Genomic DNA, 13,723 nt, shown 5'->3' on the forward strand with positions numbered 1-13,723 from the left:
CCTGATGAGCACGCCGAAAATTACCGACAGCCATTGCCATCTGGACTTCCCCGATTTCGAAGGCCGTTTGGACGAGGTGATCGCCAACGCCGCCGAGGCAGGCGTCGCGCGTATGGTCACAATCTGCACGAAAATGGCCAATCTGGCGCAGGTGCAGCCCATTGCCGAAGCCCATGCGCCTATCTTCTTTGCTGCTGCCACCCACCCAATGAGCGTGGCGTCCGAACCCATGGTCTCGGTAGAAGAACTGGTGGCCCTTGCCGCCCATCCCAAATTCGTTGGGATCGGGGAAACGGGGCTGGACTATCACTATACTGCCGAAAGCCGCGACGTGCAGATCGAAAGCCTTTTGGTTCACATCGAAGCCGCTCGCCAAACGGGCCTGCCCCTGATCATCCACTCGCGCGACGCGGATGAAGATATGGCCCGCATCCTGACCGAGGAACACGGCAAAGGCGTGTTTGACTGCGTGATGCATTGCTTCAGTTCTGGCCCTGAACTCGCACAGGCAGCACTGGATTTGGGCTTCTATCTGTCCATGTCCGGCATCGCCGCCTTCCCGCGCAGCAAAGAAGTGCGCGAGATTTTCGCCGCCGCCCCCGTGGACCGTATTCTGGTCGAGACCGACGCACCCTATTTGGCGCCCCCGCCCCATCGCGGCAAACGCAATGAACCGGCCTTTACCGTGCACACGGCCAAAGTGGGTGCCGAGTTGTATGACCTTAGCTACGAAGACTTCGCGGCCCAAACCGAAGCGAATTTCGAACGGCTTTTCGCCAAGGCGGCCGCATATGAGGTGCCCGCATGACGGAACTGTCACCCGGCACCTATTTCACCATCCTTGGCTGCGGATCCTCGGGCGGCGTTCCTCGTTTAGGTGGGCATTGGGGCGATTGCGACCCCAGCAATCCAAGAAACCGGCGCACCCGCTGCTCGGCACTTGTGACGCGCGTTGGGGATGATGGTGGCGTGACCCGCGTTTTGATCGACACATCACCCGACATGCGCACCCAGCTTTTGGACGCGGGCGTCGGCGCGCTAGACGCGGTGGTCTATACCCACAGCCACGCGGACCACATGCATGGCATCGATGACCTGCGGATGATCGTTTACAACATGCGAAAGCGCGTGCCCGTCTGGGCTGACAGCCCCACGCAGACCGCACTGATGTCACGCTTTGGCTACGCGTTCGTGCAGCCCGAAGGGTCGAGCTATCCTCCTATTCTGGATTTGCACACGATTAACGGAGACGTGGTGATCGAAGGTGAAGGTGGCCCGATCCGATTGACCCCGTTCGAAGTGCGCCACGGCAATATGGACTCGCTTGGCTTCCGCATCGGAGACTTGGCCTATCTGCCCGATGTCAGCGAGATCCCCGATGACGTTACCCATGTACTGCAAGGGCTTCAAACCTTTGTCATCGATGCGCTGCGACGTACTCCGCATCCGACCCACTTCAATCTGGATGACGCGCTGCACTGGATCCGCCAGACGGGCACCAAACAGGGCGTTCTAACCAACATGCATATTGATCTGGATTACGCCACGGTTGACGCTGAAACGCCCGATAATGTGACCGTGGCCTTTGACGGAATGGTTCTGCCCATTCAGCACGCATGAATGCGCTGATCGACATCATTCTGCCGGTCTTTCTGGTCGTCGGTTTTGGATATGTCGTGCGCTGGCGCAATGTCTTGTCGGACGGCGCTATTGATGGGCTGATGAAGTTCGCCCAAAGTGTCGCCATCCCCTGTCTTCTGTTTCTGGCCATTGCCCGGCTGGATCTGAAATCCGACTTTAATGCGCCCCTGCTGCTCAGCTTTTACACCGGTGCCTTGGCTGGGTTCTTTGCTGGTCTCTTGGGTGCGCGCTACCTGTTTGGCCGGCCTTGGCCCGACGCGGTGGCGTTTGGATTTGTCACGCTCTTCTCCAACTCGCTTTTGCTAGGCCTGCCCATCACCGAACGCGCGTTCGGCCCTGTCGCCTTGGCCGGAAACTATGCCATCATCGCGATCCATGCGCCGTTTTGCTATGCAATTGGCATCACCGCGATGGAGATAGCACGGGCGCAAGGCAATGGCGCGATGCAAACCGTCCGCCAAATCGGGCGTTCGATGTCACGCAACATCCTTGTGATGGCCATCGCTGCCGGGTTTGTCGTGAACCTGACCGGCCTGCCCCTGCCCGGCGTGCTGGTCGAGGCCTTGGCCCTTGTAGGACGCGCCGCCTTGCCGACCGCGCTTTTTGCCTTGGGGGGGGTGCTCTACCTGTACCGGCCCGAGGGTGATCTGAAGATCGTGGCGTTCCTTTGCCTCGTCTCGTTGATCATGCACCCCGCCATCACGTGGACCTTGGGCAGCACATTGTCGTTGGAAACAGACGCCTTCCGGTCCGCCATCCTAACTGCCGCCAGCGCACCGGGCATCAACGCCTATGTCTTTGCAAACCTCTATGGTGTGGGCAAGCGGGTGGCGGCCACAACCGTTCTGGTTGGCACGGCGCTTTCCATTTTCACCGTCTGGGGTTGGCTTGCTCTTTTGGGCGCGTCCTAAGCCAATCCGTACAAGCTTTCGTAGGTATTGTTACCAATAGCCCTGCAGGGGTTTTATCTCGTAACATATCTATTGTGACGAATCGACGTTCGGACTATATTCGACCAAACGGTCAGCAATACTCCAAGCCGCCGCAAGCTTATCCCGCGCCGTGCTTGGACATTCCGGGAGGGATACATGGAAGCTTTCATCTGCGACGCGGTGCGCACTCCGATCGGTCGATATGGCGGAGCGCTGTCCAGCGTCCGTGCCGACGACCTTGCAGCACTGCCCATCGCCGCTTTGAAAGAGCGCAACCCAGATGTGGATTGGGCGTCAATTGATGACGTGATCTATGGATCAGCCAACCAGGCAGGCGAAGACAACCGCAATGTGGCGCGCATGGCCGCCCTTCTGGCAGGTCTGCCCGTTGAAGTTCCGGGCACCACGATCAACCGTCTGTGTGCTTCGGGCATGGACGCGGTCGGCATGGCTGCGCGTGGCGTGAAAGCGGGCGACTATGATCTGTGTATCGCAGGCGGCGTCGAAAGCATGAGCCGCGCACCCTTCGTGATGCCCAAGGCCACCAGCGCCTTCACCCGCGCCAATGCGGTTTACGACACCACAATCGGCTGGCGCTTCGTGAACCCGAAGATGGACAAGCTGCACGGCACCCATTCGATGCCCCAGACGGCTGACAACGTGGCCGAGGACTATAACGTCAGCCGCGAAGACCAAGACGCGTTTGCCGCCCGTAGCCAAGCCCGCTGGGCCGCTGCGAACGAGGCTGGCATGTTCGCGGACGAGATCATTCCGGTGAGCATCCCGCAGCGCAAGGGTGATCCGATTGTTGTCGACACCGATGAACACCCCCGCCCGGGCACCTCGGCTGAAAAACTGTCGGGTCTGCGCGGCGTGAACGGCCCCGACCTGACGGTCACTGCGGGCAATGCCTCGGGCGTGAATGACGGCGCGGCTGCAATGCTGATCGCCTCGGAAGCCGCCGCGACTGCCAACAATCTGAAACCGATGGCCCGCGTGGTTTCTATGCAAGCCGCCGGTGTTGCGCCCCGTGTAATGGGCATCGGCCCCGTTCCTGCCAGCCGCAAAGCGCTGGATAAGGCCGGGCTGACCATCGACCAGATCGATGTGATAGAATTGAACGAAGCGTTTGCAAGCCAAGGTCTTGCCACGCTGCGCGAACTGGGTGTTGCGGATGATGATCCGCGCGTGAACCCGAATGGCGGTGCGATTGCACTGGGCCACCCGCTGGGCATGTCCGGCGCACGGTTGGTGCTGACCGCCGCTTATCAACTGCAACGCACAGGTGGGCGCTATGCGCTGTGCACCATGTGCGTGGGTGTGGGACAGGGCGTTGCCCTTATTCTGGAAAGGATCTGACGATGTATGCACAGATGATCACAGCCGAGGCCTCGGACGAGGATCCCAAGCTGCTTGAAGAGTTTCAGGCGCGGATTGACCGCGATGAAAAGATCGAGCCGAAAGACTGGATGCCGATGGCGTATCGCAAGACGCTGATCCGCCAGATCGGCCAGCACGCGCACTCGGAAGTGGTTGGTCAGCTGCCGGAAGGCAACTGGATCACACGCGCCCCGACGCTGGAACGCAAAGCGATCTTGCTTGCAAAAGTACAGGACGAGGCCGGCCACGGTCTGTATCTGTACTCGGCCGCGGAAACGCTGGGTGTATCGCGCGACGAGCTGGTTGAGCTTCTGCACGAAGGTAAGATGAAGTATTCGTCGATCTTCAACTACCCGACACTCAACTGGGCCGATATTGGCGCCGTGGGCTGGCTGGTCGATGGCGCGGCCATCGTGAACCAGGTGGCACTGCAGAGGACGTCCTATGGTCCCTACAGTCGCGCGATGATCCGTATCTGTAAGGAAGAAAGCTTCCATGCGCGTCAGGGTTATCACGCGATCATGCAGATGGCCTTTGGTACGCCCGCGCAGAAAGCCATGGCACAAGACGCCGTGAACCGCCTGTGGTTCCCCGCAATCATGATGTTTGGTCCGTCGGACAGCGAAAGCGTCCACTCGGAGCAGTCGATGACGTGGAAGATCAAGGTGCGTTCGAACGACGACCTGCGCCAGCAGTTTGTCGACCAGACCGTCCCGCAGATCGAGTATCTGGGTCTGGACCTGCCCGATCCCGGCATCAAGTGGAACGAGGAACGTGGTCACTATGACTATTCGGACCCCGACTGGTCCGAGTTCTTCAACGTTATCAAAGGCAAAGGCCCCTGCAACGTGGACCGTCTGAATGACCGGACCAACGCTTGGGAAGACGGCGCATGGGTGCGCGACGGTCTTCTGGCCCATGGCCGCAAAAAAGCCGCTGCACGCACAGCCGCCGAATAAGGAGAGATCACATGTCGAAAGAATGGCCCCTCTGGGAAGTATTCATCCGCGGCCAGCATGGCCTGAGCCACCGTCACGTGGGCAGCCTGCACGCGCCAGACGCTGAAATGGCAATCAAGAACGCCCGTGACGTGTACACCCGTCGCAACGAAGGCGTGTCGATCTGGGTTGTAGAAGCACAGCACATCGCAGCCTCGAGCCCCGAAGAAAAAGGTCCGCTGTACGAGCCCTCGAACTCGAAGGTCTATCGTCACCCGACCTTCTTCGACATCCCCGAAGAAGTGGGGCACATGTAATGGCTGACAACGCACTCTTTCAATTTCTGCTGCGGATGGGCGACAACAGCCTGATCCTCGGCCACCGCGTCAGCGAGTGGTGTGGCCACTCGCCGGTACTGGAAGAAGATATCGCTCTGGCCAACACCGCACTGGACCTGATCGGTCAGACTCAGTTCTGGCTGGGTCTTGCGGGTGAAGTCGAAGGCAAAGGCCGCACGGCGGATGATCTGGCCTTCCTGCGCGACGCCTGGGACTATCGCAACGTCCTTCTGTGCGAACTGCCCAACGGTGACTTCGGTCAGACCCTGATGCGCCAGTTCCTCTACGACGCATGGTCGTCGGTGATGCTGGGTCGTTTGATGGCCTCGTCCAACGAACGTGTGGCCGAGATCGCGGCCAAAGCCTCCAAGGAAGTCACCTATCACGTGGAGCGCTCGGGCGACACAGTGGTTGGTCTTGGCGACGGGACCGAAGAAAGCCATGCACGCATGCAGGCCGCACTCGATTACCTCTGGCCCTATGTGGGCGAGATGTTTGACAGTGACGAGGTTGACGCGGCCATGGTCAAGGCAGGCGTTGCCCCTGACCCCGCTTCCCTGCGCGAAGAATACGACGCGCTGGTGGGTAAGGTTCTAGGCCAAGCAACTCTGACCATCCCGACCGACACGTTCCACCACAAGGGCGGGCGCACAGGCTATATGCATACCGAGCATCTGGGCCATCTGCTCTGCTCTATGCAGTGGCTGCAGCGCGCTTATCCGGGCGCGAACTGGTAAGATGGGTCAGCCGTCAGTAGATACGATCTGGGACTGGCTGGACCAGGTGCCCGACCCTGAGATCCCCGTGATCTCGCTGGTCGACTTGGGCATCATCCGGGATGTGAAGTGGGAGGGCGATACATTGAAGGTCGCCGTCACCCCCACCTATTCCGGCTGTCCGGCCACGTCCGTGATCAATTTCGATATCGAAACCGCGTTGCGCGACCGCGGGATCGAGAAGCTGACCCTGACACAGCAACTGTCCCCACCTTGGACCACCGATTGGCTGACGGAGAAGGGCAAGGCGAAGCTTGAAGAATACGGCATCGCCCCGCCCTCGCCCAAAGGCGAACCAGAACGCTGCCCCAACTGCGGCGGCAATAATCTGGAACGCACCAGCCAATTCGGCTCGACCCCATGCAAGGCGCTCTGGCGATGCCGCGACTGCCTTGAACCCTTTGATTACTTCAAGTGCATCTAGGAGACACCCATGGCGCGCTTCCACAATCTTACTGTGACCGATATCCAGAAAACCATCCGCGACGCGGTGGTGGTGACGCTCACCCCTGAAGACCCTGAAGCTTTCGACTTCACCCAAGGCCAATACCTTACCTTCCGTCGCGACTTCGACGGGCAGGAACTGCGCCGCTCTTACTCGATCTGTTCGGGTCTGGACGACGGCAAGCTGCAGGTAGGCATCAAACGTGTCGATGGCGGCGCGTTCTCGACCTGGGCCAATGAAGAATTGGCGACGGGCGCGATGATCGAAGCCATGCCTCCCATGGGCAACTTCCATATCCCGCTCGATGCGACCACCAACCGCCACTATCTGGGCTTTGCCGGTGGGTCGGGCATTACGCCGGTTCTGTCGATCATCAAGACCACGCTGGCGCGCGAGCCTCAGTCCGAGTTCACGCTGGTCTACGCCAACAAGGCCGTGACCACGATCATGTTCCGTGAGGAACTGGAAGACCTGAAAAACCTCTATATGGGCCGCTTCAACGTGATCCATATCCTTGAAAGCGACGCGCAGGAAATTGACCTGTTCACCGGATTGGTGGATGCGGAAAAATGCGCGGCTCTGTTCAAGAACTGGATCGACATCAAATCCGTCGACACAGCCTTCATCTGTGGCCCCGAGCCGATGATGCTGGGCATTGCCAAAGCATTGCGCGATCACGGACTGGATGACGCGCAGATCAAGTTCGAGCTGTTTGCCTCAAGCCAACCTGGCCGCGCGGCCAAGAAAGCCTCCAGCAAAGCTGCTGTCTCTGGCGAAGGCATCGAAGCCGTGATCGCCATGGATGGCGCAAGCCGCACCATCACCATGGACGGCGAAACCTCGATCCTGGACGCGGCTTTGGCCAACGATATGGACGCACCTTACGCCTGTAAGGCCGGTGTCTGTTCGACCTGCCGCTGTAAGGTTCTGGAAGGCGACGTGGACATGATCACCAACCACGCGCTGGAAGATTACGAGGTCGAGAAAGGCTATGTCCTTTCCTGCCAATCCTATGCCCGCTCGGGCAAAGTCGTCGTCGATTTCGACCAATAAGGAGACCCCCATGTCAGAGATGAGCATCACCGATTATCTGGCTCAGGGCGGTGTCCTGACCAATCCCGAAAACGTCCCGGCGCGCTATCGTGCCGAGCTTATGCGCCTGATGGCCACTTTCGTGGACAGCGCATTGGCAGGGGCTGCTGGCTTCGCCGACATCATCAACGAAGGTCCGGGCATCAAAGAACGCATTGCGGCCGCCAAGATCGTGCTGGAAAAGACCGACAACGCCGACAAGGTGCTGACGATCATGGGCGATTTCGGTGCCAACACCGCACGCTATGCCAACCACCATCCTTGGACAGATCGTGTGGCACGCGACGCTGATATCGGCACCTCGCGCACCGACACGGACATGCGCCTGTCGGTCTTCAACTACCCGATGCAGGGCTGGTCGGATGCCGTGGTCATGAACCTTCTGATGGGTTTGGCCGTGGGCGTGCAGATGAGCGAGTTTAAACGCGTCTCCTATGCGCCTTTGGCTGAAGCCTTCCGCGCAGTCGCCCCGGTCGAGGCCCGTCACGCAGAACTTGCCGCCGAAGGCATCGAACGCCTTGTGGAGACCGGCACCAGCATGGCCGACCTGCAAGCCAGCGTCGACTACTGGTGGCCCCGCGTCGCGGCAAGCTTCGGCAAGGACGTGTCGACCCGCGCCAGCCAGCTGCAGGCCTTTGGACTGCGCCATTCCACAAACGCGGAACTGCGCGAGGAATGGGAAGCGGCGGCAGCCACCACCTTGGACAAACTGGGGCTGAGCGCGCCGTAAGCGCTCGCCCACCCGAATACGAACAGAGGACAGAGCATGACCCTGATGAAAGTCTCCAGCTTCGCGGCTGGTCAATGGATCGCACCGGGCGCAAATGCCCGCCCCATCGCCTCGGCCATCACCGGGCTGCCGCTTGCTGAAGCGGGCGGCGCAGATCTGGATATGCAGGCGATGATCGACTATGCGCGCAATGTGGGGGGCCCTGCCCTGCGCGAGATGGGCTTTCATGACCGCGCCAAGATGCTGAAAGCACTGGCAATGGAATTGGGTCAGCACAAACAAGAGCTTTACGACCTCAGCTTCGACACTGGGGCCACGCAGTCGGACCACATGATCGACATCGACGGCGGTGTTGGCACCGTGTTCGTCTTCGCCTCTAAGGGTCGTCGCGAGATGCCTGATGGCAAGGTCTATATCGACGGCGAAATCGAGCAGCTGTCGCGCAACGGCACCTTCCTGGGCATGCACATCGCTACGCCTTTGCAAGGTGTGGCCGTGCACATCAACGCCTTCAACTTCCCGGTCTGGGGGATGCTGGAAAAACTGGCCCCGACCCTGTTGGCCGGCGTGCCTGCCATCGTGAAACCCGCGACAGCCACGTCTTACGTGACCGAGGCCGCCGTGCGCATCATGCTGGACAGTGGCATTCTGCCCGAGGGCGCGTTGCAGCTGATCTCGGGCGGCACAGGTGACCTTCTGGACCGTCTTGGCCCGCAGGATATTGTCAGCTTCACTGGCTCGGCTCAGACCGCGTCGATGCTGCGCTCGAACCCGAACATTCTGAAGAACTCGGTGCGGTTCGTGGCCGAACAGGACAGTCTGAACGCGTCGATCTTGGGCCCCGACGTAACCCCCGGCACGGCAGAATTTGACCTCTTCATCAAAGAGGTACATCGCGAGATGACCACAAAGGCCGGTCAGAAATGTACTGCCATCCGCCGCATCATCGCGCCGGAAGCACAGGTTCAAAACGTGATCGAGGCACTGTCGGCCCGCTTGGACAAAACCGTGATCGGTGACCCACGCGCCGAAGGTGTGCGCATGGGTGCTCTGGTCTCGGCTGGGCAGAAGACAGATGTGTTGCAGAAGGCCGCCGCCATCGGGTCGGAAAGCAAGATGGTCTATGGCAACCCAGATGACATCGATTTCGAAGGCGACGTTGATCCAGGCGCTTTCGTGAAGCCGATGCTGTTTCACTGCGAAAACCCCGACACTGCGACCATCGTCCACGAATGCGAGGCGTTCGGCCCCGTGTCGACCATCATGGGCTATCGCGACATCGCCCACGCCATCGAATTGGCAAACAAGGGCGAAGGCTCGCTGGTGGCTTCGGTCATCACCGGATCAGGAGACGTGGCCCGTGACGTGGCCATGGGCGCTGGGGCTTTCCACGGTCGCCTGTATTTCAACAACGCGACCTCAATGAAGGAATCCACCGGTCACGGCTCACCCCTGCCCCACATGGTGCATGGCGGTCCGGGACGTGCCGGCGGCGGCGAGGAAATGGGCGGTGTCCGTGGTGTACTGCACTACATGCAACGGACCGCCATTCAGGGCAGCCCCGACATCCTGACCTCGATCGGTGGGCGCTGGGTGCCCGGTGCGACCGAAATCGAAGGTCCGGCCCACCCGTTCACTCGCAAATATGGCGAGCTGTCGATTGGCGAGACCCTGCACACCAAATCGCGCGAAGTCACGTTGGCGGATATCGAGAAGTTCGCCCATTTCACCGGCGACACGTTCTATGCCCACATGGACAGCGAAGCCGCCAAGCGGAACCCGTTCTTCCCGGATCGCGTGGCGCATGGCTACCTGCTTCTGTCTTTCGCCGCGGGCCTGTTTGTTGAGCCCAACGAAGGCCCCGTTCTGGCCAATACCGGGCTTGACAACCTGCGCTTTATGAAGCCAGTCGAGGCCGGTGACAGCATGAAAGTGCGCCTGACCGTGAAGGCCAAAACGCGCCGCACAGATGAGTATGGCGAAGTGCGCTGGCATGTCACCCTGACCAACCAGGATGATGAACTGGTGGCGGAATATGAACTGCTGACGATGAACGCCTATTGAGGACGCAATGACACTCACCGACCCGCTTGCAGATACTCTGGCGCACTTGCGCGACAGTAGCGATCTGCGCGTCTGGTCAGTGATCGTCACCTTGATGGGTGATCTGACCGTTATGGGCACGCCGGATGCAGATGCGTCCGGCGTTTCCGGTCAGGCCTTGGGTAAGGTCATGGCGGCCCTTGGCATTCGCCCCGAAGCTACCCGAGTCGCTCTGCATCGTTTGCGCAAGGATGGCTGGATCGAAAGCACGCGCCACGGGCGCCGTTCAGTCTATCACCTGACACAGGACGGGCTGGCCCAGACCAAGGCCGTGGCGGATCGCATCTATGGCCCGGCACGTGCAGCACCTGCGCAATGGCATCTGCTTGCCCTGCCCCCGCACGCCGAAGATGATGGCAGCTTTGACGCTTTGATCGCCGAGGGTTTCAGCGAACTTATGCCGGGCGTGTTCCTTGGCACCTCGGCCCCGCGCACCACACCCGAGGCTCTGCATTTTTCTGATCCAAAAGCAGAGCTACCCAACTGGGTCATCGCAAAGCTTGCACCGCCGAAGTTGCAAATAGATTCGGATCTGTTGCGAAAAACAATCAGACATCTGCCACTTAGCGCGTTGCACAGCCTGCCTGCACTGGATCGCGCAGCTCTCAGGTTGGTATTGTTACACGAGTGGCGCCGTATCGCGCTTCGTCTACCCGATCTTCCGGTGGAAGCGATTTGCCCTGACCTTCAGGTTCGCGCTTTGGTACATGAGGCGTTAAAGGCACTTGGGCCGCTGCCGATTGACCAGCTATCCCCGTAAACAGAAACGGCCCCGCGCAGTCTGCACAGGGCCGTTCAATCATTTGTATTCCTGATCAGGCGTGTTCCAGCAGGCCTTTTTCGGACGCAAGTTCTTGCATGCGCTTTTGCAGCTTCTCAAACGCCCGCACTTCGATCTGGCGGATCCGCTCGCGGCTGACGTCATAGACACCCGACAGGTCTTCCAGCGTCACCGGTTTGTCCTTCAGGCGGCGTTGGGTCAGGATGTCTTTTTCCCGGTCGTTCAGAACATCCATGGCTTGCGACAGAAGCTCGCGACGAACGTTCATCTCGTCGGTTTCGGCATAGTCGCCAGCCTGGTCGGCGTCTTCATCTTCCAGCCAGTCCTGCCACTGCATCGCACCTTCGCCGTCGTTCGAAACAGTCGCATTCAGCGACGCGTCCCCGCCCGACAGGCGACGGTTCATCGAGACCACTTCAGCCTCGGTCACATTCAGATCTTCAGCGATTTTCTGAACGTTTTCCGGACGCAGGTCACCTTCTTCCAGCGCACCAATGCGCGCCTTCGCCTTACGCAGGTTGAAGAACAGCTTTTTCTGGGCCGACGTCGTGCCAAGCTTCACCAGCGACCACGAACGCAGGATGTATTCCTGGATCGAGGCACGGATCCACCACATGGCATAGGTTGCCAAACGGAAACCCTTTTCCGGGTCAAACCGTTTCACCGCCTGCATCAAGCCCACATTGGCTTCGGAAATCACTTCAGCCTGAGGCAATCCATAGCCGCGATAGCCCATAGCAATCTTGGCGGCCAGACGCAGGTGCGAGTTCACCATCTGGTGCGCAGCGTCACGATCCTCGTGATCGGCCCAGCGTTTGGCCAGCATGTATTCCTGTTCCGGCTCCAGCATCGGGAACTTCCGAATTTCCTGAAGATAGCGGTTCAAACCGCCTTCTGGCGTCGGGGCCGGCAAATTTTTATAGTTGCTCATCGTTGCAAACTTCTCCTGTCCGCTTCCCTCATGTTTAAGGGCTTAACATCGAGATAAGCCTTACAACACAGTTTTCAAGAGGGTGTCATCGAATTTCGTTACCAGAGTATGAACCTCAGCGGGCAATTGTAAGAGGATGACACATTGCCTCACGCAGTCGTGCAGAAAGTTGCAAATGCAAATTAAAGCAGAGGCGCCATCATCCCGACCGTGTTGATCAGAACACGGCGGGTAATTGACCAGCTTTCGACCTTCTTGCGCGAAACGGGCAAGGAGGCATTCAAGAACAGCTCTTGCTTGTCCACGATTGCACCGACGGTGGCCGGATCGGCTAGCATCATGCTGTTTTCATAGTTCAGATCAAAGCTTCTGCGATCCAGATTGGGGGACCCGACCAAAGCCGCCTGCCCGTCCACGGTCAAGATCTTGGCGTGCAGAAGGCCGGGCTGGAACTCGTGGATCTCGACGCCCGCCTTCAACAGCGCGCGATAGAAGCTGCGCGAAGCAAAACCCACGAAATGACTGTCATTGTTAGCCGGTACGTTCAGCCGCACCCGCACACCACGCACGGCTGTGGCACAAATCTGCTGCTGCAAGGCTTCGGAGGGCACGTAGTAAGGCGTGGTGATCACCACCTCCTTCTGCGCCGAGGCCAGAAGCATCTGCGCCATGTCAGGTACACCCTGTACGCTTATATTCGGCCCCGTCCCTGCAACGACTGCTGGAAACCCGCCGTCTGGCACCGGGGTTTCGCGTTGCAACAGGTTCGAAATGTCTGTCCCGCCATTGACCATCCAATCCGAGACAAAAAGTCGTTGAGACTGCCACGCCACCGGCCCCGAGATGCGCATCATGATATCGACCCAAGGCGCGAACTTCTTTTTCACCAGAAACGCCGCATCAGAACAGTTCTGGCTGCCCACATAAGTCGTGTCATGGTCGATCACGATGATCTTGCGGTGATTGCGGATGTCCAGACGGCGGAAAAATGCAGCAAAAAGGGCGAACCGGAATGCAAAGGCTACGACAGTTTCGATGCCCGCTTCCTTCATGGCCTTCCACAACGGATCCGCCAAGAGCCCGCGCGACCCAAGTCCGTCGACGATAACCCGACAGGACACCCCGCGTGCCGCGGCCCGCATCAGCGCCTTGGCCACGCGGGTTCCGTTGCGGTCGGTCAGCCAGATATAAAACAGCAGATGCACGTGATCGTGCGCCGCGTCGATGTCTGCAATCAGCCAGTCGATGCTTTCATCACTATCCGTCGTGACCTTGGCGCGGTTGCCTGCAACGGGTTGAAACCCATTGACCGACGCCGCGCGCGCAAAGGATTGGCGGTACAGCAATGGCAGCTCGGGCGAGGCCATCTCGCCTTTTGGCAGCTTGGGAAGTTCGCGTCGCAAGTCTTTGAGTTTCTTATCAGACCTCCGATCCGAACTGGTGTCACCAAGAAAGAAATACGCGATGACCCCAACAAGAGGCAGCGACATGATTACGACGACCCATGCCAGACGCGATGCGGCCGAACGGTGCTCGCGCGTCACAGCACGGGCAATGGTTGCGATGTCCAGAAGCACCAGAAGGATGGCCCAAGTGCTGCCCCAGGTGGTCGCCCAGGAAATCTCGAACATGCTCG

At 59.5% G+C, this 13,723-nt stretch carries 14 protein-coding genes; 12 read left to right on the forward strand and 2 right to left on the reverse strand.

Annotated features, from left to right (window positions below; genetic code table 11):
• Positions 1-4: 4 nt before the first annotated feature.
• The 12 genes from ACP15F_RS08785 to ACP15F_RS08840 all read left to right on the forward strand — a co-directional run bounded on the left by ACP15F_RS08785 (position 5) and on the right by ACP15F_RS08840 (position 11,135).
• Positions 5-808 (forward strand): TatD family hydrolase, encoded by an 804-nt coding sequence (locus ACP15F_RS08785; protein ID WP_424940432.1) that lies wholly within the window; start codon positions 5-7, stop codon positions 806-808.
• Entirely contained in the window at positions 805-1,620 is an 816-nt protein-coding gene (locus ACP15F_RS08790) for an MBL fold metallo-hydrolase (protein WP_424940433.1), read from the forward strand. The genes ACP15F_RS08785 and ACP15F_RS08790 overlap by 4 nt, the downstream gene beginning before the upstream one ends.
• Positions 1,617-2,552: an AEC family transporter gene (locus tag ACP15F_RS08795; RefSeq protein WP_424940434.1), complete on the forward strand. Its 936-nt coding sequence runs from the start codon at positions 1,617-1,619 to the stop codon at positions 2,550-2,552. Before ACP15F_RS08790 ends, ACP15F_RS08795 begins: the two co-directional genes overlap by 4 nt.
• A gap of 177 nt (positions 2,553-2,729) precedes the next feature.
• A complete protein-coding gene (gene pcaF / locus ACP15F_RS08800; protein ID WP_424940435.1) occupies positions 2,730-3,932 on the forward strand; it encodes a 3-oxoadipyl-CoA thiolase in 1,203 nt (400 codons plus the stop codon).
• Between the two features lie 2 nt (positions 3,933-3,934).
• Positions 3,935-4,912 (forward strand): 1,2-phenylacetyl-CoA epoxidase subunit PaaA, encoded by a 978-nt coding sequence (gene paaA, locus ACP15F_RS08805; RefSeq protein ID WP_163038429.1) that lies wholly within the window; start codon positions 3,935-3,937, stop codon positions 4,910-4,912.
• Between the two features lie 11 nt (positions 4,913-4,923).
• Positions 4,924-5,208, forward strand: a complete 285-nt coding sequence (gene paaB / locus ACP15F_RS08810; protein ID WP_108856777.1) for a 1,2-phenylacetyl-CoA epoxidase subunit PaaB — start codon at positions 4,924-4,926, stop codon at positions 5,206-5,208.
• On the forward strand, positions 5,208-5,966 hold the full coding sequence (gene paaC / locus ACP15F_RS08815) for a 1,2-phenylacetyl-CoA epoxidase subunit PaaC (RefSeq protein WP_424940436.1): 759 nt from the start codon (positions 5,208-5,210) through the stop codon (positions 5,964-5,966). Before paaB ends, paaC begins: the two co-directional genes overlap by 1 nt.
• Position 5,967: 1 nt before the next feature.
• A complete protein-coding gene (gene paaD, locus ACP15F_RS08820) occupies positions 5,968-6,429 on the forward strand; it encodes a 1,2-phenylacetyl-CoA epoxidase subunit PaaD (protein ID WP_424940437.1) in 462 nt (153 codons plus the stop codon).
• A 9-nt stretch (positions 6,430-6,438) separates the two neighbouring features.
• A complete protein-coding gene (locus tag ACP15F_RS08825) occupies positions 6,439-7,503 on the forward strand; it encodes a 2Fe-2S iron-sulfur cluster-binding protein (RefSeq protein ID WP_424940438.1) in 1,065 nt (354 codons plus the stop codon).
• 10 nt (positions 7,504-7,513) lie between these two features.
• Entirely contained in the window at positions 7,514-8,272 is a 759-nt protein-coding gene (locus ACP15F_RS08830; RefSeq protein ID WP_424940439.1) for a Phenylacetic acid catabolic protein, read from the forward strand.
• Between the two features lie 36 nt (positions 8,273-8,308).
• Positions 8,309-10,336: a phenylacetic acid degradation bifunctional protein PaaZ gene (paaZ, locus tag ACP15F_RS08835; protein ID WP_424940440.1), complete on the forward strand. Its 2,028-nt coding sequence runs from the start codon at positions 8,309-8,311 to the stop codon at positions 10,334-10,336.
• Positions 10,337-10,343: 7 nt separating this feature from the next.
• Positions 10,344-11,135, forward strand: a complete 792-nt coding sequence (locus ACP15F_RS08840; RefSeq protein ID WP_424940441.1) for a PaaX family transcriptional regulator C-terminal domain-containing protein — start codon at positions 10,344-10,346, stop codon at positions 11,133-11,135.
• 55 nt (positions 11,136-11,190) lie between these two features.
• Here the strand turns inward: ACP15F_RS08840 and rpoH are convergent, their stop codons facing one another.
• The gene (gene rpoH / locus ACP15F_RS08845) at positions 11,191-12,087 is read right to left on the reverse strand and encodes an RNA polymerase sigma factor RpoH (RefSeq protein WP_424940442.1); all 897 of its coding nucleotides are present in this window, start codon (positions 12,085-12,087) and stop codon (positions 11,191-11,193) included.
• Positions 12,088-12,269: 182 nt separating this feature from the next.
• Positions 12,270-13,718 carry a cardiolipin synthase gene (cls, locus tag ACP15F_RS08850; protein ID WP_424940443.1) on the reverse strand — a complete coding sequence of 483 codons (1,449 nt, stop codon included), beginning with the start codon at positions 13,716-13,718 and terminating at the stop codon, positions 12,270-12,272.
• Positions 13,719-13,723 lie beyond the last annotated feature (5 nt).

Source organism: Aliiroseovarius sp. S253 (assembly GCF_049800855.1).
In the GTDB taxonomy this organism is placed as follows: domain Bacteria; phylum Pseudomonadota; class Alphaproteobacteria; order Rhodobacterales; family Rhodobacteraceae; genus Aliiroseovarius.

Excerpts from the sequence above, each read along its gene's own strand:
- ACP15F_RS08785 (WP_424940432.1), top strand. The coding sequence starts at position 5 with ATGAGCACGCCGAAAATTACCGACAGCCATTGCCATCTGGACTTCCCC.
- ACP15F_RS08790 (WP_424940433.1), top strand. The coding sequence starts at position 805 with ATGACGGAACTGTCACCCGGCACCTATTTCACCATCCTTGGCTGCGGA.
- ACP15F_RS08795 (WP_424940434.1), top strand. The coding sequence starts at position 1,617 with ATGAATGCGCTGATCGACATCATTCTGCCGGTCTTTCTGGTCGTCGGT.
- pcaF (WP_424940435.1), top strand. The coding sequence starts at position 2,730 with ATGGAAGCTTTCATCTGCGACGCGGTGCGCACTCCGATCGGTCGATAT.
- paaA (WP_163038429.1), top strand. The coding sequence starts at position 3,935 with ATGTATGCACAGATGATCACAGCCGAGGCCTCGGACGAGGATCCCAAG.
- paaB (WP_108856777.1), top strand. The coding sequence starts at position 4,924 with ATGTCGAAAGAATGGCCCCTCTGGGAAGTATTCATCCGCGGCCAGCAT.
- paaC (WP_424940436.1), top strand. The coding sequence starts at position 5,208 with ATGGCTGACAACGCACTCTTTCAATTTCTGCTGCGGATGGGCGACAAC.
- paaD (WP_424940437.1), top strand. The coding sequence starts at position 5,968 with ATGGGTCAGCCGTCAGTAGATACGATCTGGGACTGGCTGGACCAGGTG.
- ACP15F_RS08825 (WP_424940438.1), top strand. The coding sequence starts at position 6,439 with ATGGCGCGCTTCCACAATCTTACTGTGACCGATATCCAGAAAACCATC.
- ACP15F_RS08830 (WP_424940439.1), top strand. The coding sequence starts at position 7,514 with ATGTCAGAGATGAGCATCACCGATTATCTGGCTCAGGGCGGTGTCCTG.
- paaZ (WP_424940440.1), top strand. The coding sequence starts at position 8,309 with ATGACCCTGATGAAAGTCTCCAGCTTCGCGGCTGGTCAATGGATCGCA.
- ACP15F_RS08840 (WP_424940441.1), top strand. The coding sequence starts at position 10,344 with ATGACACTCACCGACCCGCTTGCAGATACTCTGGCGCACTTGCGCGAC.
- rpoH (WP_424940442.1), bottom strand. The coding sequence starts at position 12,087 with ATGAGCAACTATAAAAATTTGCCGGCCCCGACGCCAGAAGGCGGTTTG.
- cls (WP_424940443.1), bottom strand. The coding sequence starts at position 13,718 with ATGTTCGAGATTTCCTGGGCGACCACCTGGGGCAGCACTTGGGCCATC.